The sequence below is a fragment of the Parvularcula sp. IMCC14364 genome (genome assembly GCF_030758415.1).
Taxonomy (GTDB): Bacteria; Pseudomonadota; Alphaproteobacteria; order Caulobacterales; family Parvularculaceae; genus Aquisalinus.
Genome location: NZ_CP132334.1, coordinates 3,122,556 through 3,145,464, shown reverse-complemented (window position 1 = coordinate 3,145,464; position 22,909 = coordinate 3,122,556). Strand labels below are relative to the sequence as shown.

Annotated in this window: 23 protein-coding genes; 13 read left to right on the top strand and 10 right to left on the bottom strand. The window is 52.1% G+C overall.

Annotated features, from left to right (window positions below; all coding sequences use genetic code 11):
* Nucleotides 1-8 precede the first annotated feature (8 nt).
* The 5 genes from RAL90_RS14725 to RAL90_RS14705 form a co-directional block, all read right to left on the bottom strand.
* Nucleotides 9-1,448 carry an MATE family efflux transporter gene (locus RAL90_RS14725; protein ID WP_306251968.1) on the bottom strand — a complete coding sequence of 480 codons (1,440 nt, stop codon included), beginning with the start codon at nt 1,446-1,448 and terminating at the stop codon, nt 9-11.
* A gap of 292 nt (nt 1,449-1,740) precedes the next feature.
* Complete coding sequence (gene holA, locus RAL90_RS14720; protein ID WP_306251966.1) at nt 1,741-2,793, bottom strand: DNA polymerase III subunit delta; 1,053 nt, start codon at nt 2,791-2,793, stop codon at nt 1,741-1,743.
* Nucleotides 2,780-3,397, bottom strand: a complete 618-nt coding sequence (gene lptE / locus RAL90_RS14715) for an LPS assembly lipoprotein LptE (protein WP_306251964.1) — start codon at nt 3,395-3,397, stop codon at nt 2,780-2,782. Before lptE ends, holA begins: the two co-directional genes overlap by 14 nt.
* A gap of 26 nt (nt 3,398-3,423) precedes the next feature.
* Nucleotides 3,424-6,024, bottom strand: a complete 2,601-nt coding sequence (gene leuS / locus RAL90_RS14710) for a leucine--tRNA ligase (RefSeq protein WP_306251962.1) — start codon at nt 6,022-6,024, stop codon at nt 3,424-3,426.
* Between the two features lie 82 nt (nt 6,025-6,106).
* Nucleotides 6,107-6,538, bottom strand: coding sequence for a DUF3576 domain-containing protein (locus RAL90_RS14705; RefSeq protein ID WP_306251960.1), 432 nt, complete (start codon nt 6,536-6,538; stop codon nt 6,107-6,109).
* A 318-nt stretch (nt 6,539-6,856) separates the two neighbouring features.
* On the opposite strand from RAL90_RS14705, the gene RAL90_RS14700 reads away from it, so the two are divergent.
* Nucleotides 6,857-8,101, top strand: coding sequence for a porin (locus RAL90_RS14700; protein ID WP_306251958.1), 1,245 nt, complete (start codon nt 6,857-6,859; stop codon nt 8,099-8,101).
* On the opposite strand, the gene RAL90_RS14695 is transcribed toward RAL90_RS14700, so the two are convergent.
* Nucleotides 8,087-8,755: a thiamine phosphate synthase gene (locus RAL90_RS14695; RefSeq protein WP_306251956.1), complete on the bottom strand. Its 669-nt coding sequence runs from the start codon at nt 8,753-8,755 to the stop codon at nt 8,087-8,089. The two genes, RAL90_RS14700 and RAL90_RS14695, sit on opposite strands and share 15 nt — an antisense overlap.
* Between RAL90_RS14695 and RAL90_RS14690 the strand changes: the two genes are divergently transcribed.
* Nucleotides 8,754-9,431 (top strand): YggS family pyridoxal phosphate-dependent enzyme, encoded by a 678-nt coding sequence (locus RAL90_RS14690; RefSeq protein WP_306251954.1) that lies wholly within the window; start codon nt 8,754-8,756, stop codon nt 9,429-9,431. The genes RAL90_RS14695 and RAL90_RS14690 overlap by 2 nt on opposite strands.
* On the opposite strand, the gene RAL90_RS14685 is transcribed toward RAL90_RS14690, so the two are convergent.
* Nucleotides 9,428-9,955 carry a L,D-transpeptidase gene (locus RAL90_RS14685; RefSeq protein WP_306251952.1) on the bottom strand — a complete coding sequence of 176 codons (528 nt, stop codon included), beginning with the start codon at nt 9,953-9,955 and terminating at the stop codon, nt 9,428-9,430. The genes RAL90_RS14690 and RAL90_RS14685 overlap by 4 nt on opposite strands.
* Nucleotides 9,956-10,039: 84 nt before the next feature.
* Here RAL90_RS14685 and RAL90_RS14680 point away from each other — a divergent pair, with 84 nt between their 5' ends.
* The 6 genes from RAL90_RS14680 (at nt 10,040) to RAL90_RS14655 (ending at nt 13,062) form a co-directional block, all read left to right on the top strand.
* Nucleotides 10,040-10,735 carry a response regulator transcription factor gene (locus tag RAL90_RS14680; protein ID WP_306251950.1) on the top strand — a complete coding sequence of 232 codons (696 nt, stop codon included), beginning with the start codon at nt 10,040-10,042 and terminating at the stop codon, nt 10,733-10,735.
* A 5-nt stretch (nt 10,736-10,740) separates the two neighbouring features.
* A complete protein-coding gene (gene arsC / locus RAL90_RS14675) occupies nt 10,741-11,076 on the top strand; it encodes an arsenate reductase (glutaredoxin) (protein ID WP_306251948.1) in 336 nt (111 codons plus the stop codon).
* A 99-nt stretch (nt 11,077-11,175) separates the two neighbouring features.
* Complete coding sequence (locus RAL90_RS14670; RefSeq protein ID WP_306251946.1) at nt 11,176-11,592, top strand: MAPEG family protein; 417 nt, start codon at nt 11,176-11,178, stop codon at nt 11,590-11,592.
* A gap of 86 nt (nt 11,593-11,678) precedes the next feature.
* On the top strand, nt 11,679-12,059 hold the full coding sequence (locus RAL90_RS14665; RefSeq protein WP_306251944.1) for a DUF6249 domain-containing protein: 381 nt from the start codon (nt 11,679-11,681) through the stop codon (nt 12,057-12,059).
* A 96-nt stretch (nt 12,060-12,155) separates the two neighbouring features.
* Nucleotides 12,156-12,527, top strand: coding sequence for a helix-turn-helix transcriptional regulator (locus RAL90_RS14660; RefSeq protein ID WP_306251942.1), 372 nt, complete (start codon nt 12,156-12,158; stop codon nt 12,525-12,527).
* 124 nt (nt 12,528-12,651) lie between these two features.
* Entirely contained in the window at nt 12,652-13,062 is a 411-nt protein-coding gene (locus RAL90_RS14655; protein WP_306251940.1) for a hypothetical protein, read from the top strand.
* 731 nt (nt 13,063-13,793) lie between these two features.
* Here the strand turns inward: RAL90_RS14655 and tsaD are convergent.
* Nucleotides 13,794-14,879 (bottom strand): tRNA (adenosine(37)-N6)-threonylcarbamoyltransferase complex transferase subunit TsaD, encoded by a 1,086-nt coding sequence (gene tsaD, locus RAL90_RS14650; RefSeq protein WP_372340483.1) that lies wholly within the window; start codon nt 14,877-14,879, stop codon nt 13,794-13,796.
* A gap of 133 nt (nt 14,880-15,012) precedes the next feature.
* On the opposite strand from tsaD, the gene hemC reads away from it, so the two are divergent.
* From hemC to RAL90_RS14630, 4 genes are read left to right on the top strand one after another with little or no spacing between them, the layout of a single operon-like run.
* The gene (hemC, locus tag RAL90_RS14645) at nt 15,013-15,990 is read left to right on the top strand and encodes a hydroxymethylbilane synthase (protein ID WP_306251936.1); all 978 of its coding nucleotides are present in this window, start codon (nt 15,013-15,015) and stop codon (nt 15,988-15,990) included.
* Nucleotides 15,991-15,998: 8 nt separating this feature from the next.
* Nucleotides 15,999-16,697, top strand: coding sequence for a uroporphyrinogen-III synthase (locus RAL90_RS14640; protein ID WP_306251934.1), 699 nt, complete (start codon nt 15,999-16,001; stop codon nt 16,695-16,697).
* Between the two features lie 50 nt (nt 16,698-16,747).
* On the top strand, nt 16,748-18,430 hold the full coding sequence (locus RAL90_RS14635; protein ID WP_306251932.1) for a COG4223 family protein: 1,683 nt from the start codon (nt 16,748-16,750) through the stop codon (nt 18,428-18,430).
* Between the two features lie 44 nt (nt 18,431-18,474).
* The gene (locus RAL90_RS14630; protein WP_306251930.1) at nt 18,475-20,028 is read left to right on the top strand and encodes a heme biosynthesis protein HemY; all 1,554 of its coding nucleotides are present in this window, start codon (nt 18,475-18,477) and stop codon (nt 20,026-20,028) included.
* Here RAL90_RS14630 and RAL90_RS14625 read toward each other — a convergent pair.
* On the bottom strand, nt 20,009-20,803 hold the full coding sequence (locus RAL90_RS14625) for a glutaminyl-peptide cyclotransferase (protein WP_306251928.1): 795 nt from the start codon (nt 20,801-20,803) through the stop codon (nt 20,009-20,011). The two genes, RAL90_RS14630 and RAL90_RS14625, sit on opposite strands and share 20 nt — an antisense overlap.
* Before the next feature lie 65 nt (nt 20,804-20,868).
* On the bottom strand, nt 20,869-21,144 hold the full coding sequence (locus tag RAL90_RS14620; protein WP_306251926.1) for a hypothetical protein: 276 nt from the start codon (nt 21,142-21,144) through the stop codon (nt 20,869-20,871).
* 93 nt (nt 21,145-21,237) lie between these two features.
* Between RAL90_RS14620 and RAL90_RS14615 the strand changes: the two genes are divergently transcribed.
* On the top strand, nt 21,238-22,878 hold the full coding sequence (locus tag RAL90_RS14615; RefSeq protein WP_306251924.1) for an O-antigen ligase: 1,641 nt from the start codon (nt 21,238-21,240) through the stop codon (nt 22,876-22,878).
* The last annotated feature ends 31 nt before the right edge of the window (nt 22,879-22,909 follow it).

The window sequence follows — 22,909 nt, the reverse complement described above, 5'->3', positions numbered from 1 at the left end:
TATGTCCATTAGCCCGGCTGCTCCTCTGGATTCGCGAGTAGGTAGAGCAGTCTGCCACCTAGCAGAATTGATGCCGCCGCTAGGCCGGCAAGCAATCCCCACCAGACACCTATAGCCCCAACGGGCGTGTAAAGACCAAAATATACAGAGACAGGAAATCCGATCAGCCAGTAACTGATCCCTGTTAAGTACATCGGGCTATTGACGTCTTTAAGCCCGCGTAAGACCTGTCCTGCGGCAACCTGAATGCCGTCAAAGAACATGAATGCAGCTGCGATAGGCAGGAAGGATGCGATAAGGCGGAGTACTTCCGTATTAGCCCCCTCATCCGCATCAAGATAAAATCGTGCAATCTCACGTGGGAAAAGCACAACAAAGACAGCAACACTCATGATCGCAATCAGGCACACGGCGATTGTCGCGCCGGCTGCTTTGCGTATGCCTTTCTGATCCTTTGCGCCCGCAGCAAGACCAACACGCACACAACCAGCCATTGAAAAGCCAAGCGGCATCATAAAGGCCAATGCGGCAACATTCAGCGCGGACTGATAAGCAGCTTGCTCGTAAACACCGATCAAACCCATCAGGAATACCGCCACATTGAACAGCATGACCTCAAAGCCAAAAGTAACGCTTATGGGCAGTCCTAATTTGAATATTTCTCTCAGGCGTTCTGTGTGCAGTCGAAAAAAATTATCAAACAGCTCAAACTCACGCCCGCGTGAATCCCATTGGATATATGCCGTTAGTAGAAGGAAGCCAACGATATGGGAAAGTGATGAGGCAATGCCGGCACCGACCAGCCCCCAGGCTGGCGCACCCCAATTACCATATATAAGAATCCAGTTCAGCAGTGTATTAAGCAGGGTCACGATAATGATAACGGCAAGAGGAACGCGCGTACGGTCTATAGCCGCAAGAAAATTCCTCAGCATGAAGACGCCCAGCGCAAAAGGCATCCCTGGCGCGAGTGCCAGAATGTAATTGCCGGCGGCCTCTGAAATATGCGGTGCTTGCCCCAGCATCAACGCAATGTCAGCCGAAAAAAAGTAGATCACGAACATCATCGGGAAGGTGATAATGATGGCCCATAATCCCATACGGACAGAAATACGGACATCACGTGTATTGTTCGGGTCGGCACCAAGGGTTTGTGACACCAGAGGCGTCACGGCCATCATCGGCCCAAAGCCGACCAGCCAGGTTGCATAGAATATCGCAAGCCCAAGCGAGGCAGACGCAAGCGCTTCGGCTCCTAGCTGCCCAATCATCAGCAAGTCGATAGTGCTTATTGAAAATTGTACGAGCTGTGTAAGGGCCAGTGGAAAGCCAAGCAATAACAGGCTGGAAAACTCTTTCCGCCAACTCATAGGTTTACCGATCTGGCTTTCATCAATGTCTGCATTGTCACGCAGTTCTGTTGTCAGTTTAGTTTCTCTCTCGGTCATCTCAAATCTCTTAAATCTTAACTGAGGCTCTTGAAGGAGAGATAAAAAAACCCTCCTGAGCGGTGGGCTCGGAGGGGCGATGCAGGTATTCGGAATAGAAACCTAAAGCGCGGGCCAGGAACGAGCCGGTAAACAGAATGAGCGCGGGGACGTGAGTCCTGCGCATTCTGGTCGTATTTTTACCACTGGCTTATTCATTTGCCTGATCATCCATAAATTATAGTTGTGCATTCCCGCTACGCCTGAGAAGCGGTCGTGTCAATTAAGGAAATATAGAAAGCCCCAAGTGTGGCTATTTTGCCATAACTGCAAGGCGCAGGGCTGCGCGCTCTATGAGCTCTTGCTGCGGTGCACCGGTTCTCTTGGAGGCGTGTTCTGTTTCCAGAAGGTCGGCGACAGCTTTTTCAAGACGTGGCAGAGGCCATTTGCGAAGTTGATTTTCAAAATTACGTTGTTCAGCAAAAAAAATCGGTGGCCGAAGCTTTTTCATCGCCGCATCTTTAGCCATACCACCACCAATAAGTGATTGTACTGTGTATAGCCGCGCGAAGTGTCGTTGCAGAAAGATCAGTATCATGATCGGAGACGTTCCTGCCGTCACAGCACGCTGTAGTGCTGCTGAGAGTTTTGCTGGCTCGCCGGCCGCGCTGAATGAAGCTATGTCGAAAGTGGTGTCTTGTGTTGCATCCGCAAGGCAGGCCTGAACGTCTAAGAGCGAGACTTCTGCTTTCTCGCTGCGCTGATCTTTGGTGTCTTTGTAAAGAATAATTTTTTCTATTTCGGCGCGACTGACACCGCGATCCTGACCCAGGCTTGCCGCGAGGAACTCAAGCCCATCGCGGGATATGGTCAGATCTTCTTCCTGCAGGGCTTGCGAAATCAACTCGCGCAAATCGATAATATTATCTTCATAGCAGGCGATGGCTGCCACTTTGTTACTGCCTTCAAACAGTTTCCGCAGCCCGGAAGTCTTGCGCAACTCGCCAGCCTCTATCAGGGTAAGCGCATTTGGTTCGAATGTTCCGGCTTCGAGAGCATTCAGCAAAAGCCTGGCTGATGAGGTAACTGTCTCGCCTGAGCCGGTGACCCTGACGACCCGCTCGCCACCGGCAAAAGAGAATGCTGCGGCCTCATCGACTAGGCGCGAGGGTGTTTCCTTGAGGTCTGCTTCAGACAGCTCGATAAAGCTAAAGGGATCAGACAGGTCTTTGACGACCTGGCGGGCCAGAACATTCGAGCGTTCCCGAACAGCGCCGCCATCTGGTCCATATATCAATACAGCCTTGTAGCTGGGATTGCGCTTCTTCAGAAAAGCAGAGACATCTTTCGGCTTAATTGCGCTCAAAATCTTCCCCAAGAATTTCCTGTATTTGTCGCTCTTGGAGAGTCTCCTGTTGCGTCTGTTCCTCGAATTCCTGACCGGCTTCGACCTGAGTGCCTTCAATCTGACCTTTGAAATAGAAGACGAGGTCAAACTCGATTTGTTGTGCCAGTTCTATCGCTGCTTTACGGCTAGCATCTTCCTGCGCAACCAGCGACGCATATTGTGATGGCACAATGCCGTAACTGGTAATAACAGATTTCGAATTCCGGTAGCGCTGGCCTGTCTCATTATCTGTTAGCGTATAAGTACCAAGTAACGTGTATTCGAAACGCGCGGTCTGCGCATTTCCGGTAACGGAGACGGACTTTCGGTTCTCCCTGAGCCCGACCTGTAGGTCATACCGGGTTGCTGCGGTTCTGCTGGAAAAATCACGCAATTCGTTTTCAAGAACATAGCTTGCGGTCTCTGGCTCGCGAATGGGGAGAATATTCACTTCTGCCAGAGAGCGGGTCAATTCCTGATCATTGTCAGCATAAAGAGGGGTGAAGCCGCAAGCGGACAGAAAGGGTGCAGATATCACAAGCGCTGCGCTGGTGCAGATCATTTTGAGATGTTTACGGATCATTTACCTTGTCTCTCCTGCAGGACCGCTTATACGACGATATTGATGATACGCCCGGGCACAACGATGAACTTGCGTATCTCCTTGCCATCAATATGCCGCTGAATGGCCTCATCGGACAAGGCCAGTTCCTTCACTTCTTGTTCTGTCGCTTCTGCCGGCACAGAAATTTTACCCCTTCTCTTACCATTCACTTGGATGGGAAGTATGATCGTTTTGGCTACGAGAAGGCTTTGATCAGCCTTTGGCCACGGGGCGTGGCAAACCATGCCCTCACCGCCAAGATGCTCCCAGCACTCTTCTGCAACATGAGGGATGAACGGAGAGATCAGGCGCGCCAGAGCAGACAGGGCTTCTGCCTTGACCGGCGCTGAAACGGTGTCCCCGGAAACAGACTTCCGGGCGGCATTGATATATTCGTAAAGGCGGGCAATTGCCTTGTTGAAGCGAAAATTTTCAATGTCTTCAGTCACATTGGCAACTGTGCCGTGGGTCAGGCGACGCAAGGCCATGTCAGCTTCGGGCATGTCAGCAGAAAGGTTACCAAGATGCGGCTCACGCAGAATGCTGCCCGCCTGCTCGCAGGTATCCCAGATACGATTGACCAGTTTCCAGGCTCCTTCAACACCGGCTTCACTCCATTCCACATCGCGCTCTGGCGGCGAGTCTGAGAGCATGAACCACCGGGCCGCATCTGCGCCATAAGTGTTGGCAATTTCTTCTGGTGATACAACATTCTTCTTGGACTTGGACATCTTCTCGATGCCGCCAATTTTTACAGTATTGCCAGTCTCAGCGTGGGTAGCGCTGTCGCCTTTCAGTATGACCTGCTCTGGAAACAGCCACCGGTCCTTGAGCGGTTTACTCTCATCGCTATCAAGATAGGTTGCGTGTACGACCATGCCTTGTGTGAAGAGGTTACGGAATGGCTCTTCAACAGAGAGATAGTCACAGTCCTTCATATTGCGTGTGAAATATCGCGCATAAAGAAGATGAAGAATCGCATGTTCAATACCGCCAATATACTGATCTACCGGCAGCCAGTAGTCAGCCATGTCCTTGTTGGTGGGGCTGTCTGGTGTCGGCGCTGCAAACCGCGCAAAATACCATGATGAATCCACGAATGTATCGAATGTGTCTGTTTCACGCCGCGCCGCCGCGCCGCATTTCGGGCAGTCCACATGTTTCCATGTGGGATGTCTGTCTAATGGATTTCCGGGTTCGGAGAAGTCGGCTTCGTCAGGCAGGGCAACAGGAAGGTCCTGTTTTGGTACCGGAACGACACCGCATTTTTCACAGTGTATAGCTGGAATTGGGCATCCCCAATAGCGTTGCCGCGAAATGCCCCAATCGCGCAGGCGATAGTTGGTTGTCCCCTCTCCGGCGTTCTGACTTTCAATATGCTCGATCATTTTTGGCAGGGCTTCTTCCCAGCGCAATCCATCAAGAAAACCGGAATTGAACATCGTACCAGGGCCGACATAGGCTTCAGTCTCGATCTCGAACGTCTTCTGATCTGCATCAGGTGGCAGCACAACCGGTGTTACATCCAGATCATATTTACGGGCAAAATCGAGGTCGCGCTGGTCGTGGGCAGGACAGCCAAAAATCGCACCAGTGCCGTATTGCATCAAAATGAAGTTGGCCACGAAAACAGGCAGCGTTTCTCCCTCTTTGACCGGGTGCTTCATTTCCAGTGGTAGCCGGTAGCCCTTCTTTTCGGCTTTCTCGATGGCCTGTTCGGATGTGCCGGTTTTCTGACAGTCGGCAATAAAAGCCTGTAGTTCAGGATCGGCATCGGCGTAATGTTTTGCCAGCGGATGATCCGGTGAGACGCCAAGGAAAGAGGCGCCATATAAAGTATCCGGCCGTGTCGTATAGATTTCGATATTCTGAAACTTTTCCGGCGCTTCGTCAGCAGCCTGGAAGGACATTCTGAGCCCCTTGGATTTGCCAATCCAGTTGCGTTGCATGCTGACGACATTCTCTGGCCAACTCCCCAGACGACCGTCGTCCAGCGCTGCCAGCAGGTCTTCCGCGCGGTCCGTAATTCTGAAGAACCATTGCGACAGCGTGCGTCGCTCAACTGGCGCGCCTGAGCGCCACCCCTTTCCATCGATCACTTGCTCATTGGCGAGGACGGTCTGGTCAACCGGATCCCAGTTTACCATACTTTCCTTGCGGTGGATGAAGCCTCGCTCCCAGAAATCCAGGAACATTCGTTGTTCATGGACATAATAGTCGGGGTCAGAGGTTGCGAATTCACGGCTCCAGTCAATGGCGAGTCCCATGCGTTTGAGCTGGTCACGCATGATGGCAATATTATTGTAGGTCCAGGTGCGCGGATGTCCGCCGCTCTCCATGGCTGCATTTTCGGCCGGCATCCCGAAAGCATCCCAGCCCATGGGGTGCAGGACGTTATGTCCTTGCGCTTTTTTATACCGGGCGATCACATCACCCATGGCATAATTACGGACATGTCCAATATGGATTCGGCCTGATGGGTACGGGAACATTTCGAGGACGAAATATTTAGGTTTAGAGGTGTCTTCCTCCGCTCTGAACGCGTCTGTTTCTTCCCAGGCCTTGCGCCATTTGGGTTCTGCTTCTTTCGGATTATATCGTGCCATCTGGCTGATCCTGTGGTTCTAAAATAACAAAACGCCCGTCTGACGAACGGGCGTTTCGCGTACCGTCAAACGGCGTGAATTACTAGCCGACGCTGTTAAGTCGCAACTGGCGCGCTCTTGTCATAATAGCATTTTCAATCTCACGGGCTGTGGCCGGATTTACAGGGGCGTCCTGCCAGCCTGCGCCTGTATATTGCTGTTTGAACACGGAGACGCGCAGCGCATCGGCACGAAGCGTTGTGTCAAGAATGTATATATTTGCCTTGAGGCGCTCATTTGGCACATTCGGATTGGCAAACCAGTCTGTAATAATGATCCCGCCAATCGGGTCCGCAGAAAAAACCGGCATGAAGTTCAGTGTTTCAAGCGATGCAGACCAGAGATACCTGTTAACGCTGGTCACTGCGCCGGAGCGATTGTCCAGCGAATAGGATGGCAAAGCGGCATTGCGGCTGGTCTCGGCTGCGTTGTTGTTGCTTGCACATGCGGCAAGGATGGCGGCGCCACAGGCCATTCCCAAAATCTTACATAAACGTTTCGTTTCAGGCTTCATAATGCCTCAACTCCCTAGAAAATCGCTGGTTCGGTTAACCATTCGTGACTTTACTATCACAATGGACGGATTACTCAAATACTTCGACTCAAAATCTGTTGACCGGAAAACGCATCACGCCTTTATTCGTTCATGGAGAACGTACGCAATAGAATGTAGATGTTACAAGCTAACATACGTTAATTATTGCATAATTTTAAGTGGCGTTAATTTTACGAGAGACCAAATCTGCGGCTGAAGAGTGCTGCGACAAGAGGATGCTGAACAGCTTTTTACCAGATGCACGAATGCTCTAATAAACACCTTGGTCTTGAGAAAACAGGCAGACTTGCGTCTGCACTGCTTACAACCTGCTGTGCTCTGGTTTTTTTCAGTTCTGCCATCGCCCAGGAAGACACAAGCGTCGAGGTTAGCGGAGAGATTACCGCCGTTGCGGGCAGCGTTGATGGTGAATTTGAAGCGGATGCGGATGCCCGACTGAAAGTTGAATCTTCTCGCATTTTCGACAGTGGTCTGGAGCTTGGCGGCGTCCTGGAGGCGCGTGTTGATGGTGACATGCCGCAGCAGTATTGGGCGGGCGGTCGATATTCAGGACTTCTTTCCGGTGGGTCAAGGGGTGTTGGTCCGCTTGAAGGCGATGCCTTTTTGCAAAGCGCCTATGCCTATTTGAAGGGCGGGTTTGGTGAGATATCTATCGGTCGTGATAATGGTATTGCCAGCCAGCTCGCGGTTACATCACCGACCGTTTTCAGGGCGATTGGTGTAAACGACTGGAAGAGCGATCTTTCCAATCTCAATGACATTCAGACAGTGAATGATTTTTCCGGTTATTCTACGAAACTGACCTATATGCCGCCAGCGAATTTTCTCGGCGGTATTATTGGCGGTCTTCAGGTTGGCGTCTCCTACTCCCCCGAATTGAAAGAGTGCGACGAGGAATTATGCGCGCCTGTAACAGGTGGCGCCCCTGCCCCTGCCGGGCAAGCCTTGATGCGCAATTCGTCATGGCGGGATGTTGTTGAAGCAGCCTTGTATTTCGAGCGTGGTATCGGCGACCCTGAAAACGATATCCGCCTTGGTCTTGGGGCGAGTTACATTACGGCCTCTGAGGATGTGGGGAATGCTCCTGCCGGATTTGACGATTATCAGTCCTATGCCCTTGGCCTGAACGTGGCGATAAAAGGCTTCACGCTTGGCGGGTCTGTAAAGAACACCAATGTGGGACTCGATGTGCGTGACGATGATGCCTATCTCGCATTTGATGCTGGCATAACTTATGAGACCGGTCCATGGGGCTTCATGCTTGGGTACGGATCATCTGACGCCAGCCGTGATGCCGCTTCACCTCTTGATCCCTCTTTCTTTCGTGAAACAGAACTGGCGCAGGCCGGTGTTTCCTATGTCTTCCAGCAGGGGGTAACCCTTGGTGCTGCGGCGCAGTTTGTTGATAGTGACAAGCCAGACTCACTTGGTGGCCAGGAAGAAAAAACGTCTATTATCTTTGAAAGCTCAATCAAGTTCTGATGATGGAATGAGCGCGCTTATTGCGGCAATGCCTGCGGCCCCTGTATCTCGTAATTCCTCAGCATTGTAATTATTTATCCCCCCCAAGGCCAGCGTGGGTATATCCGTGCTTGAGGCAAGTTCCTTGAATCGATCAGTGCCCAGCGTTTTTTTATTGGCATGACTTTTTGTTTCAAAAACGGGCGACAGTAACAAGCAGTCCACATTAGCGGCTGTAGCAACCTTAATGGCCATTTCATCGTGACAGGCAGCTGACAGGATGATGTGTGGGTTGGACTCTCTGACCATCAAGGCGTCTGTCAGTTGCCAGCCGGGCAAATGAAGTCCGTCCGCACAGACATCGCGGCCAAGTGCTGGATCACCAGCCACGAGGAACAAATGTCCCTTTTGCTGGCTTAATGCGCAAAGGTGTCGCGCAAACTTCTTTCGCTCCGGGTGATTGTAATGGCGAAATATAATCGCCGCTCTGCTTCCCTGTACTGACGGGAGCTTCTCTATGGCGCGGACCATATCCGGAATGCGCTCATCCGTCATCAGCGCGAGCGCAAACGGTGCTGGTCGACTTGACGCGTTTACTCTTGCGGCATTAAGCCGCGCTGCAATATGTGCCAGTCTGACAGCTGGCTGTACTGATTTTGAAAGATCTGAAACCATGACACCTGACGATATCTGCGCAAATCTTGAGAGTGTCAAAGCGGACATCACAAAAGCGGCCTTGGACGCAGGCCGCAAAGGCAATGACGTATCGCTTATTGCTGTGAGCAAGGCTTTCCCGGCCGAACATATCAGACCTGCATTGCTGGCAGGGCATCGCTGTTTTGGGGAGAATCGCGTTCAGGAAGCCGCCGCGAAATGGCCTGCGTTACGCAAAGAGTTTGAGGATATAGAGCTGCACCTGATCGGTCCCTTACAGACAAACAAGGCCGAGGACGCGGTTGTGTTATTCGATGTTATTCACAGTGTTGATCGCCCGAAGCTAGCTGCGAAATTGGCGAATGCCATGGAAAAACGCGATAGGCGGCCTGACTGTTTGGTGCAAGTGAATACCGGGGACGAAGCCCAGAAAGCAGGTGTTGCCCCTGGGGAGGTAATGTCTTTTGTCGGGCAGTGCCAAGAGGAATTCGGTCTGCCTGTTAAGGGGCTTATGTGCATACCACCAGCATCAGATTATCCAGCACCTCACTTTGCCCTGCTGGCGAAGCTGGCTGACAAATTATCGCTCCCGATGGTGAGTATGGGAATGAGTTCTGATTATGAGATGGCTTGTCAGCTAGGCGCAACGCATGTGCGGGTTGGTTCCGCCATATTCGGGGATCGCCCGTCAATCTAACGAGCTGATGTGACCAGAACAGTCTCAAGTGTGCTTTGTTCATCGCATACGGCGAGAATGGATCGCATATCACTTTCGCTCACGGCAATGCACCCTTCCGTCGGCGTATAAGCTTGGCGCGCAAGATGAAAAAATATGGCGCTTCCCTTGTCGGCAAGGGCTGGTGAGAGGTTCCAGTCGAGTATGACACAAATGTCGTAGACATTTTCCTCTAGCCACATTTTTTCGTGGCCATGGCTGAATGGCAGCTGGACGGGGCTGTTATAAAAACTGCTTCCGGGGTCATCACACCAGGCGTCGTGAGGCGTAATCGCCTTTATCGGCAATTTTGTGTCCGGCGCGGAAATCCTGTCAGCGCGAAAGAAGACGCTTTTAAGTGCCATACGGGCGATTGGCGTGCCACCATCACCTTCTGCCTTGTCAGAAACGAGGCCTGCAGGGCCAAGGGCACAGGGGTATCGTGCATTTCCGCACGAGAGTGTGCCCGTATGCTCACGAAATTCCGCTTCTACTCTCAACTCCATGTGACCACCTGTTAGAGAAAATCAGTTTCGCACAAAATAACGCAAGCTATATTGCCGCGACAGAATAAGAACGAGGATAATGACATGGCGCGGGCGAAACGCATATTGCTTGTTGATGATGATGAGCTGTTAACGGAAACATTGGCTGACCAGTTTGAGGTGCATGACGAGTTTCGTCTTGAAACAGCGGGTTCAGCAGCAGCGGCTATCGAAAAGGTTAAGCAGGAAGCACATATAGATCTTGTCTTGCTGGATGTCGGTCTGCCGGACATGGATGGCCGTGAGGCCTGCCGTCTCATGCGCAAGAACGGGTTCAAGTCCCCTGTCATCATGCTGACAGGGGCAGATACTGAGGCAGACACCATTCTTGGTCTCGACGCTGGCGCAAATGATTATGTTACGAAGCCGTTCAAATTTGCTGTTTTGCTGGCGCGCTTGCGGGCGCATCTGCGCAGTCATGAACAGAGTGAAGATGCCGTCTTCAAGGTCGGGCCGTATGAGTTCAAGCCGGCTGTCAAAATGCTGGTCACAGACGATGACCGTAAGATCAAGCTCACAGAAAAAGAAACGTCAATTCTGAAGTTTCTCTATCGCGCTGGTGGTCAACCGGTCTCCCGGGATGTTCTATTGGATGAGGTGTGGGGATATAATTCCGGTGTAACGACCCATACGCTCGAAACGCATATCTATCGGTTACGACAGAAAATTGAGCCTGACACATCTCAAGCGTCACTGCTGCTGACAGAGAGTGGTGGCTACAGGCTGGCAATAGAGAAATAGTCTGTATGGAAATCTGGCATAATCCACGCTGCTCGAAATCACGTCAGGCTCTTGCGCTGGTCGAGCAAAATACAGCGGATTTTGAGGTTGTCGAATATCTCAAGATACCGATAACGCAAAAACGCCTCAAAGAAGTTGCTCAGAAACTTGATATGCTACCGCGTGACATGATGCGCCGCAATGAGGCTCTGTATAAGGAACTGAATCTGGCCGAAGCATCGGATGCTGCACTTTTCAAGGCCATGTCCGATAATCCAATCCTCATAGAGCGGCCGATTATTATTCGCGGGAGCAATGCCGTTATTGGTCGCCCTCCCGAAAATGTGCTCAGTCTCTTTTGATCTATCATAAGCAGGCGGCGAGAACTGCCTGCTGGCAGTCATTGACATATGTGTTTTTGAGGTTTGAAAGTTTCTTGAGTTCGAACAAGGATCAAACTGATGGGCCATTCAATACTGAATCCGATACTCGCTCTTATCTGTTGGTCGTTGCTGGTATGGCTGCTCATGTATATCCGGCGGCTGCCAGCTATGCAGAAGGCTGGGATTGATCCCCAGTCAGCTCAGTTTCCGGGCTCCTTGAATGTGCTGCCTGCCGCCGCGCGCGGGGCGGCAGATAATTATAATCACCTTATGGAACAGCCGACGATATTTTATGCTCTCGGTTTTTACATTCACCTCAGCAACACTGTCGATAACATCGCGCTTTGGGTCGCGTGGGCCTATGTGGTCCTGCGGGTGTTGCACTCGCTCGTGCAGGTTAGCATCAACGTCGTGGTGATCCGGTTCTCTTTATTTGCGCTGTCCACTTTGTGTCTCTTTGTGCTGGCGGCGAAAAGTCTTCTGGCGCTCTGGTGATCTCTGACGCAGGGCCTCGAAACTGCGTGACATACTCCTAATTACATGGTACTTTGTTTTATAAAGTTACGGGAAAGGTTAAGGACATGGATTGGTTTTGGAATGGCAGCTCTTATTTTGGCGTATTCGGCTTTGTCATCGCGATAATTCTCATCAATGCGGTCGCAAGCGTGATCAAAAATGCGCAACAGCAACAGACAATCCGTGAAATGCTCAAGAACGGACAGCCACTGGACGAGAAAATGATTGAGTCCCTTGGGGTGGAAAGAGAAGGCAGGGGTAGCTCTGTCACAGCCGGCTTCATTCTGATTGCAGTCGCTGTTGCGCTGGTTTTGCTGGGCTATTTCGGCGGTAACATTTCCGACGAGCCTGATGCAGCCATTGCCATGCTGGGCGTCGCTGCTTTTCCGGGCCTGATCGGATTGGTATTGATTATCAGTGGAATGTTGAACCGTCCGAATGAATAGGAATTTCGAATATCAGACCATCCGGTAATGATATCTGGACGGTCCCTTCCCTCCTCAAGCCTTGCCAATCGCTGTGGAAGCGGGCAAGACTTGCGCATGACTGATACCGATATTTCTACAAAGAAAATTGTTACGCGCCTGTCAGCGCTAGCGCAAGAAACGCGGTTGCGTGTATTTCGCCTGCTGATTGAAGCAGGACCAGAAGGCATACCTGCGACAATAATCGCTGAAACGCTGGATGTGCGCAGAAATCTGATGTCTACCCATTTGAATATTCTGGCTTCGGCGGGGCTGACAACAACGCGTCGCGATGGGCGACGCATCTACCATGCTGTAGATATGGAAGCGGCAAGAGATCTTATCAGTTTTCTGGTTAAGGACTGCTGCAACGGCCATCCTGAAATATGCCAAGAGCTCACAGGCGTGGACATGCCTATTCGTGAATGTTGTGATGAAGCAACGCTCTAAAGATAATTGTCACTTTCCGCCACGTCTGCACGTCAGCATTACCGTAACTCGTTAACCTTTCCTCTTGGCGTTGGCGTAGCTTCGCGCTACCGTGTATTCGTATGTGCGAATGTGGGGACCAGCTATGACTAAAATCGAAGCTATTTTCGGAGGCGTGTTATTGCTGGCAATCGTGGCAGCTGCATCCTTCGCAGTATTCCAGAATGGATTGCCTACAATTGGCTCACCTGGTGCCAAGTTGCTGAAGGACGATGGCGCGGCAAATCCTGCTGTGTTCACCGGTGCCTATCGTGACGACATGTGCACATGCTATGAGAGCGGTTATCAATATGGCGCCGAGCATGGCAACAAGATTGATAACCCTGATTACAGTATCGACAATTCGGTTCACTATAAAGCAGGCTTCACGACATGCCGCACAGCTGTCGGGTTCGAAGGTAGCACAGCTTGGTCAGATGGCTGGAGCAAAGGCGAAGAGGGTTTACGAACACAGCGCCGCTGTAATTTCTATCTCAAGAGCTTGAACATTAAATAACCGTTTCGCATTCGGCACGATAATATATATCTTTGAATTGTACGTGGAAGATCATTTTGCTAATCGAACCAGCAGCGTCTTGATCATCTGACTCTATACGGCATTCCATGAGTGAGGTGCTCGCCAATTCAATATGTCACTTTATTGGCGCGTGGCTCTTTGAGCCTTAACGGCTGAAATTGTGAGAGCAGGCTGGCAAGTGTGCCATAAAAAGCTGAGAAGCCCTCAAGGCGACAGTTTTGAAAAAGATTATATTTTGATGATTTCCTGAAAGCAGCTGGTTGAGACAATTTACCATCAGCTCGCACATTCGATAGCACGTTGTTGCACAGAATCTAAGTCACCTTGCATATAGCAAAGAACTTCTGTTATCGAGCCAAATTTCTGGTATGGCCGACGATGGATGCCACATTGAGGGCCTCTTTCCAGGCCATACCCAAGGCGTTGGGGTACTTCGTATAAATTTAAGGGCCATGTCTGAAACGTATGATGCAGAGCTTTGCGCAGCCTATCGCGATGAGCCGGATGTATCTCCTGATTTATGCTATCGGGCCGCAAGAGGCTCGGCTGGTCAACTTCTTGGCCGTGTTGATATAATGATGGTTAGGGTGACGAGCAGCAGGTGTGGTCATGGCTGGGTTCACAAATTATTGAAGGCCAACATGCTGGTAAGCGCTATTCTTCTGATCTCGGCGCTTACCTAGACGCCTTCTTGGTGAGTATTGAGGCACTTATGCTTTTGGCCCCTTCTTGCCACCACCATGGCGCGCGCCTTCCGGATTAGAATCAAGAGGCCAGCGAGGGCGCGGTGCAAGTTCCATCGCTTTGGTCTGGTCTGGTATGCCTCTGGCTCGGATCTGCTCTGCTCCAGCCAGAGCGATCATCGCACCATTATCAGTACAATATTTCGCAGGCGGAACGACCATTTTCCAATCTCGTGCTTGAACGATTTCATCGAAATGTTGCCTGATCACATTGTTGGCGGCAACACCGCCAGCCAGCACCAGAGTTTTGACCCCGCTTCGCTCGGCAATTTTCATGGCACCGAGTGTTTTGTGTGAAAGGTGGCGCGCGGCAGCGCGCTGAAAGCAGGCAGAAATATCTGCCCTGTCCTGCTGTGTGAGATCAGTGATTCTTTCGGCAACTACACGAACAGCTGTTTTCAGGCCGGAAAGAGAGAAGTCACAATCATCTCTTTGGTGTAGAGGTCGCGGAAACGCAAATCGTTCATCATTCCCGCTGCGCGCAGCGTCTTCAACCTTGGGTCCACCTGGTTGACCCAGATTGAGGAGTTTGGCAGTTTTATCAAATGCTTCTCCGGCGGCATCATCAATCGTGGTGCCAAGCCGCCTATACTGACCGACGCCGGAGACCAGCAATAACTGGGTATGACCGCCTGACACGAGCAACAAAAGATATGGGAAGGGCACATCATCGGTCAGCCTTGCAGAAAGTGCATGCCCTTCAAGGTGATTGACGGGGATAAACGGTATGGCGTGTGACAAGGATATGGCTTTAGCCGTCATCATGCCGACCATGACCCCGCCGATAAGGCCGGGACCAGATGTTGCAGCAACGCCGTCAAGTTGACTGACATCCAGAATGCCGGCGTCCTTCAAGGCGTCACTGGTGATCTGATCTGCCCGCTCGACATGTGCCCGGGCAGCGAGTTCCGGGACAATGCCGCCAAAGCCTTCATGTTCAGTCGCTTGCGTATAAATGACGTTGGAAAGCACCTCCGTCCTGCCTTGATCCGAAAGTTGCACCACAGCGGCAGCCGTTTCATCACAGCTTGTCTCAATTCCGAGGACAGTTATCTGATTGATCGACATTGGAAACGGGTCAGGCCTTTTTTTAGTGTTGCAAAAGCGGTAAGAGGTTGAATTGCCTTAGGCAAAAGTGCCACACGCTGGCAAGTTTGTTTCGTTTATGAAGTATCGGGCCGCCTGAATGTCAGCCGAAATATCTCTCAGACTGGCTTCAAGGAAGTCTCCCCTGGCGGTGCGTCAGGCCGTGTTGATGCGATCAAAGCTAGCGCGGCATTTGAGCATATCCGAAACAGACTATAATGATCGTTTGGCTATCAAAACATACGTTACGCAAGGTGACAGACGGCTGGCTGGTTCGTTGGCGGCTATAGGTGGCAAGGGCCTTTTTACAAAAGAGATCGAGCACGCATTATTGAGCGGTGAGGCTGACATTGCTGTGCATTCCATGAAAGATATGCCGGCTGAAATGCCGAAAGGTCTCGTGACTGCTGCAGTTCCGGCGCGGGAAGACCCGCGCGATGCTTTCATTTCCGAGATGGCAGATAAGCCATGGGATCTACCAGAAAATTCGGTATTTGGTACATCTTCTGTGCGCCGTGCTGCGCAGCTTCTTTACCGCCGTCCGGATTTGCGCATTGTTCCCCTGCGCGGCAATGTGGACCGCCGATTACAGAAGCTGAAGGAAGGCCAGGCTGATGCAACGCTTCTTGCGGAGGCGGGCTTGCGGCGCCTTGATAAGGTTGACCTAACAAGGACCGTTCTGGAGCCGGAAGAAATGCTACCCGCTGTTGGTCAGGGGGTTCTCTGTGTCCAGATGCGTGAAGGCGATGACCGATTACCGCTGGTTCAGGCAGCTCTTGCCTGTTTGGATACAAGCATCGTCAGCAGTGCGGAGCGGGCGTTTCTCCATCGTCTCGATGGCTCATGTCAGACTCCCATTGCCGGGTTGGCCATTATGTCAGGGCATCAGCTTAATTTCACGGCACAGTTGCTCACGTTGGATGGTCAGCAGGAACTGACGCTTCGCGAAAGCCTGACACTCGAACGGTCAACCGTGGCTGATCAGCTTGAAGTGGCCCGGAAGTTTGGCATCAGTCTGGCCGACAGGATTTTCGCTGAGGCCCCGCAGGCAATACAGGAAATCGTCAGGGCAGCATGAAAGTTCTGGTGACCCGCCCAGAAACGGATGCGGCAGCATTTTCTGCGCTATTGCAGCAGCATGGTATGATTCCGGTTCACGCGCCGATGATCACCATCAACTTTCAGCCGCAAGCCATACCGGATTTGTCCGACACATCTCATCTTGTTTTTACATCCTCAAATGGTGTGAGGGCTTTTTGCAGGATCATACAGGAACGTATCTGGCCGGTTTTCGCTGTTGGCAGCACAACGGCTGATGCGGCCAAGGCAGCAGGGTTTGATCTGGCCGGTATTGCACAGGGATCGGTTGAAAGCCTGTCAGATGTTATCATCGAAGAGACAGACCCAAATGCCAGGCTCACGCACATAGCAGGCACACATATCGCTGGTGACCTTTCCAGCGCGCTTGAACGTGGCGGGCGACATTATGAGCGTGCAATATTATATGAGGCCGTTGCCAGTGAAAGTCTCGCTGAGGACATTCAGGGCATGTTGCGTGGGCAGAAGCTTTTTGCGGCGACATTCTTTTCGGCAAGGACTGCGAAGATATTTCTGTCCCTCCTGCAAAAATATGATCTGATAGACACACTGCAGCACATCAGGTTGGTCGTCATAAGTGAAGCGGTGGCAAAAGTTTTTCCGGATAACGCGGCCCCGCAAATTTTGATTGCCAGTAGCCCGGATCAACACGCCATGATTGACATTCTGAATCCAGCCCGCACATAAGTTGCTCAACTGCAAACCATCACCTTAGAACCATCTCAAAGAGAGTTTTGATGAGCAATTCCGACACCCCGAAGAAAGACGATAACGGCAACACTGATGATCAGCCGGAACAGGTAGAAGCTGAGATAATTGACTCGGATGATACAGACTCCGGCGAGGAAGTAACTCGTCTTGAAGGCGAAACGGTCGTTGAAGATGAAGCCCTATCGGACACTCATGAAAATGCCGGTGATGAGGAGGAGAAATCTCCGCAAAGCTTCGTTACGACAGGGGTCATCCTGCTGGGGGTTATGGCGCTGGCTCTGATTGTGTTTTTCCTGATGCAAGGGGGCGAGGAGGAACTGACCCCGCAAACGGCAATGGTTGAAGAGCAGGATTTACTGGCAGGTACACCAGTTGCAGCTGAAAATAGTGAGCCTGAGGCTGATAACCCAGCGGTGGCTGGTAATGCTCTGGCAGATGCCGCAGAGACGGTCTCAGAAGCGGCAGAAGAAATGAGCAAAGCGACAGTCACCACAGCCACGCAAGCTGCTGAAATCGTAGAAAATAAAACTGCAGAAATTATCGATCAGACTGGGGAAGCCGTTGACTCAGTCGCATCGGTTGTCAGTGGTGCTGCTGAGGAAGTAGCGGAGACAGCGGAAGAAATCGTCACGGAAGTTCGTGAGGAAGTGCAGTCTCTGAACCCTCAAGACAGTGTTGAGGCAGATGCTGCCCGTCAGGCCGCGATTGAACGAAATCGTGCGCGCCGGGAAGCGCGTTCGGGGCGTTCTGACGGTAGTGAGCAGGATCAAGACATTGCCACACCAACTGAAGATATAACAACGACACAATCTGAAGGGGCAACGATTGAAAACCGGACCGAGCCGAGTAAGCAGAATGGAGAGACGACCTCCACGCCTGCGCCTGTCGCAGATGCTGCGACGCAGGCCGCTGCCGACAGCAAGATCGACAATGCCGTGATTGAGACTGTCAGAGCGCAAGCACAGGATGCGCAGGGTGTCGTTTCTGAAGCTCAGCTTGAAGACAAGCTGGAGTCAATTCGGGAAGATGTGCTGGCGGAAACACAGGCTGCCATGGCAGCGGATCAAAAACGGATCACAGAGCAGAGTAGTGAAATTGATCGGTTGCGCCGGGAAATGGACCAGGCGCTCGCCGAACAACAGAGACGGGCAGAGCAGCTGGAAGCACGCCTCGATACGCTGCAAACGAGAGATGTGGCCACAGCAACAAAGCAGGCGGCCCTCTCAATAGCTGTAACGAACCTTCAGCGCCAGATTGGTGCAGGCCGACCATTTGCTGAACAGCTGAATGTGCTCGAGCAACTTGCGCCCAATACCTCGGGCCTGCGCGATCTGGAACCGTATGCTGAAGAAGGCTTGCCAACTGTTACCAGCCTGAGACTGCGTTATGCTGATGATGCGCGCAAGGCGCTCGCTGCAGCAAACCGCGCCTCTGAGAATGGTTTTTGGGGCGAACTCGGCGCTCGTTTCTCTGGCCTTTTTTCCGTCAGGAAAACCGGGCTCGTTTCTGGCGATTCTCCATCTGCGATCATCTCGCGGGCGGAAGTCAGCCTTGATGATGGTGACATATCTGGCGCTTTGAGACAGCTTGACGCCCTGGAAGGGGAAGCTGCTGAGGTCATGGCGGGCTGGATGGAAGAAGCCCGTTCTCTGGTTTCTGCAGACCAGCTTCTGGATGAAGTCAGCAACCGTGTGCTCGAAACGCTCTAGGGAAATTCCCTGAAAGCCAGAACGTCGCAAAGTTCAGAGGCCCCATGATACGTCTTCTTATTTATCTACTGGTGATTACGGGGCTTGCAGCTCTTATCACCATGTTGCTGAGCATAGACGGCGCATTGGAGGCGGATGTTCGCGGCTATAACGTCTATGTTGAAGTCGGCGTACTGCTCATTCTTGTACTGATGTCTTTCCTCGCCTTTGGCGGACTGGTCTGGCTGATCAGTTACCTCATGCGGCTGCCGGGTAAACTTGCGGCCCGCCGCCTTGAGGGCAAGCGTCAACGAGGTATGCTCGCGTTAACACGTGGCCTCGAGGCTGTTGCTGCGGGCGATCCGGAAGATGCACAACGTCATGCGCGTAACGCGCAGAAGCAACTGGACGAGCCTGCACTGACAAGACTGCTGACAGCTCAGGCGGCCCAGCTTGCCGGTGATGATGAAACCGCAGAAGAGAGTTTTGCCGCAATGCTGGATGCGCCGGAGACGGAGTTTCTGGGCTTGCGCGGTCTCTATTTACAAGCATTGTCTTCGGGCGATAACAAGAGTGCGAAAGGCTATGCTGACCGTGCCTTCAAATTGCGCCCGAATGCCCGTTGGGCTTTTGAATCGGTCTATCAGCTTAGCATTGATCGTGGCGGCTGGGGCGAAGCACAGAACGCCTTGAAGCTCGCGGCGCGTAATGGTCTGGCTGAAGGCGAGCATGTTCGCCGCAAGGAAGCTGCTCTGCTGACCGCCAGAGCCTATACATCCCATAATAGTGGAAACAGCGAAGAGGCGTTGAAAGACCTAAAGGTCGCTTTGAAGCAGGCACCGGGCTTCGCGCCAGCTGCCGTGCTTGCCGCTAATCTTGAAGGCGAGAAAGGCAACACGAGTCGTGCTGCGCGAATTATTGAAGAAGCCTGGTCAATCGCGCCGCATCCTGCTTTGGTAAAGGCATATGAAACTCTTTATAATGATGAAGATCTGAAAAAGAGAACGGATCGACTGATCCGGCTAGCTGAAAAAGCGCCAGACAGAGACGAAAGTCGCTTGCTGACAGCACAGCAATATATCTTGCGCGAAGAGTGGGAGACAGCAAAGGACATGCTGGAGCCTCTTTTACAGCGGACCCCAAATGCACGTACATTCAACGCCATGGCAGAAGCCATGCGTGGCCTGTATGGTGAAGTTCAGGCCAGGCCGTGGTTTGCCAAGGCTGCCTCCGCGCCTCTTGAGCCTGTGCCTGGAGTGGACGGTGAGTTTCACTTTACAACGGAAGGCTGGCGTCGATTGGTGGTTGAGTATGGTGAGCATAACAGGCTTGCACCGCCGCCGCTTGAGGAAGTTTCCGGCGCTCTTGGTGCAGATGAAATAAAACTTCTAACGGCCCCTCCACCTGAACCCGAAGTCTCAGAAAACAATGAGGTCGATGAAGCGGATGCCCAGGCCGTGGAGAGGGACGAGACTGAAGAAATTCCGGCCGAAGAACCCGAAAGCAAGTCGGACCAGGAAGAGGTAAGGGATAAGGGGGCCGCTCCTGCGGAGCTGGAGAAGGCAAACAAAAAAGACCCACCGCCACCAGATGCGGTTGTTACTGGCTTGCCTGACTAGGACTTTGCTGCTCAATCAGTCTGACCTCAAACAATTTTGGCCAGCGTTTGCCGGTCACAAACAGCCGGTCATTTTCGGCATCATAAGCGATACCATTTAAGACATCTGTGTACCCCGGCGTGTAATCTTCTTCAGGCAACAGGCCGGTTAGATTGATGACACCCGTTACGACACCGCTTTCCGGGTTAATTATTGCAATGAGGTCTGTGGTGTAGATGTTTGCCAAAATCTCTCCATTGACCCATTCCAACTCGTTCAGTGCACGTAGCGGTTTGTCATTATAGGTGACGGTTATCCGATTTTTTTCTTTCAGGGTTTCTGGGTCCAGCAATCGCAGTTCTGCGGTGCCGTCGCTCATGAACAGCGTGTCTTCATTTCTTGTCAGCCCCCAGCCTTCTCCTGAATAGGCGAACGTATCCCTGACCTCAAAATTCTCAATACCAAAAACAAATCCCATCCGGCTTTGCCAGGTAAGGCCAATAAGTTGATCCTGCCATGCGACAATGCCTTCGCCGAAGAAGCGGTCCGGCAAGCCTTCGATTTGCAGGACATCGCCAGTTGTCAGATCGACCTTTCGGACAGAGGATTCTCCCCGCAGGCCGGTGCTCTCATAAAGGTAACCATCCAGAAACAGCAGACCCTGGGTAAAAGCTGCCTGATCATGCGGATATGTGTTGACGATTTTGAAGCCGTAAACAGGCACATCTGCTTCGGCACGGTTGCAACCCGCACTGACAGTAAAAAGGGCCAGCAAGATGAATAGACGCGTTATCATAAATCGTACTCGTTGATGCTGAGATACTATCCAGCAAAAACGGCAGAACGCCAATGGGTGTTTCGTTAATCCAGCTTCAGATAAGATTTTGCATCCCGCGTATATGCCTTGCCCTCGCGCTCCAGATAAACCGGGTCTTCTTCCTCCGGGCGATCCAGTTTCACTTTGCCCTCAACTGTTTCGGCTTCTGTTTTCTCGTCAGTATCAGCTTCAATCGGGTCGCCGATATTCAGGCCGAGAAGGCCGAATGTGCCTTCATCGCCGCGCTCAAGGTTGCGGATATACCAATAGGCAAGGAAGGTGAAGCTCGCCAGCATTATCAGAAAGGCTATACCACTCATGGGTTTCTCCACGCTCGTAGGTGATCCGGGCTGTGACTACCGTACTTAATCACGGTTAACCAAATCTCATTCTCTATCTGCTTTTTTCTGGTCATGAGTGTCTGGCCGCAACCAGATCGCCCCGGTATCGTCCAGGGGCCCGGTGCCGTTCGGGGCTATCTGGTTCCGCTGGTATTTTGCGGGATTCTCAGCACCTATATTTTTCTTGCAACAGCGATCAGCATTATTTTTCCGGCATTTTTGCTGCTCGCAATAGCACCCGTTCTGCCGTTACTTATGCTGGCGGCTTCAGACATGAAGCCCGTACCGTTGCGTTTTACGCGGCGCCTTGTGTATCTCGGCGCGCTGTTGATGCCACTTTGGCCAGTGTACCTCCATGTCAAACTGGGGCCGCTGCCAATCATCACTCCGACGCGAGTTCTTTTCTACTCGATAATTGCCATCTGGCTGTATGAGATGGCCTGTGTGCCACGCAGGCGCGTGCAATTCGTTTCTGCCATGCGCCGTGTGTGGCCCCTGTTTCTGGTTATTGCGCTGCTTTTCGCACACAAGTTTCTGACTGTGCCTCTGGCAATGGGCAAGGGCATTGCCGCCAAGGAATTCATTCGGCAGTCCATGATCTGGCTACTGCCGTTTCTGGCTGTGATGACATATGTGCAGCGTCGGCAAGTTTTTGACCGCGCGCTCAGTCTGATCATTTTCTCCAGTACGGTTGTCGCGCTCATCGCACTGGTGGAGTTTGTCACGCAGACACATTTTGCAGAAGTTATCGCGCCCTTGATGGGCGATGTGGAATGGCTGCGTCAGGTTTTGCAGGATAAAGTGCGCGATGGTGTTTTCCGCTCGCAGGCAACCCATACACATCCTCTTTCGCTGGGGGAGCATCTGGCGATGATCATCCCGTTCGCCATGTACAAGATTTATCGCGGTGGGAATTTTGGCAGGCGGCTTTTCTACGGAGGTGTCCTGATCATACTGGTCAGCGCTGTCTTGATGTCAAACTCTCGCGGCGCATTGATCGGTGGCATGATGGCATTCAGCGTGACGGCCTTCCTGATGCTGACAACATGGCTGCGCAAGCCTGAAAGTCTGCCGTTCCGGCCACTTGCGGGCATGGCGATAGCCTTGGCGATACTGGCATCACCTATTGTTATTGGCGCGGGGTACAAAGTGGTTGTCGGCGATGATGGCACAACCGCCTCGGCGTCATCGCAGGCGCGTATTGCGCAAATGGAAACAGCTTGGCCGAAAATCATCAAGCGCCCTTTGTATGGCTATGGCAACGGACGGGCAGCGCGGGTTCTCGGGTTCTACGGCGGCCGACTGACCATCGATAACTATTATCTCAATCTCGCCCTGGAACTTGGTTTTCCGGGCCCAATCCTGTTTTTTGGCAGCTTTGCCATGTTGGCATGGTATGGCTGGCGATGGGGAACAGACCTTGGGGATGATCCATATGCAGGTCTTTATATCGCGGTCGCCGGTATGGCGATTTCCTTTGCTGTGACCCGTTCCATCCTTTCAATCACGACGAATATTGAGTTGTTCATGTTACTGGCAGCGCTGATGATTGGTACTTGCGGGCGTACAAAGTATCTTCTGGCCTTGAACAGGAAAGATAACATACCAACTGAAGTCGGCGATTTCGCACCAGTCCTGACGGCAAAGCAGTTTGAGCAGCACCGGGAGCGTGTGCTGAGTGGCAAGTCGCTCTGGACGCCGGTTGCCAGATAGAATAGCCCTTTGGGCAAAGAGGAGATCAGAC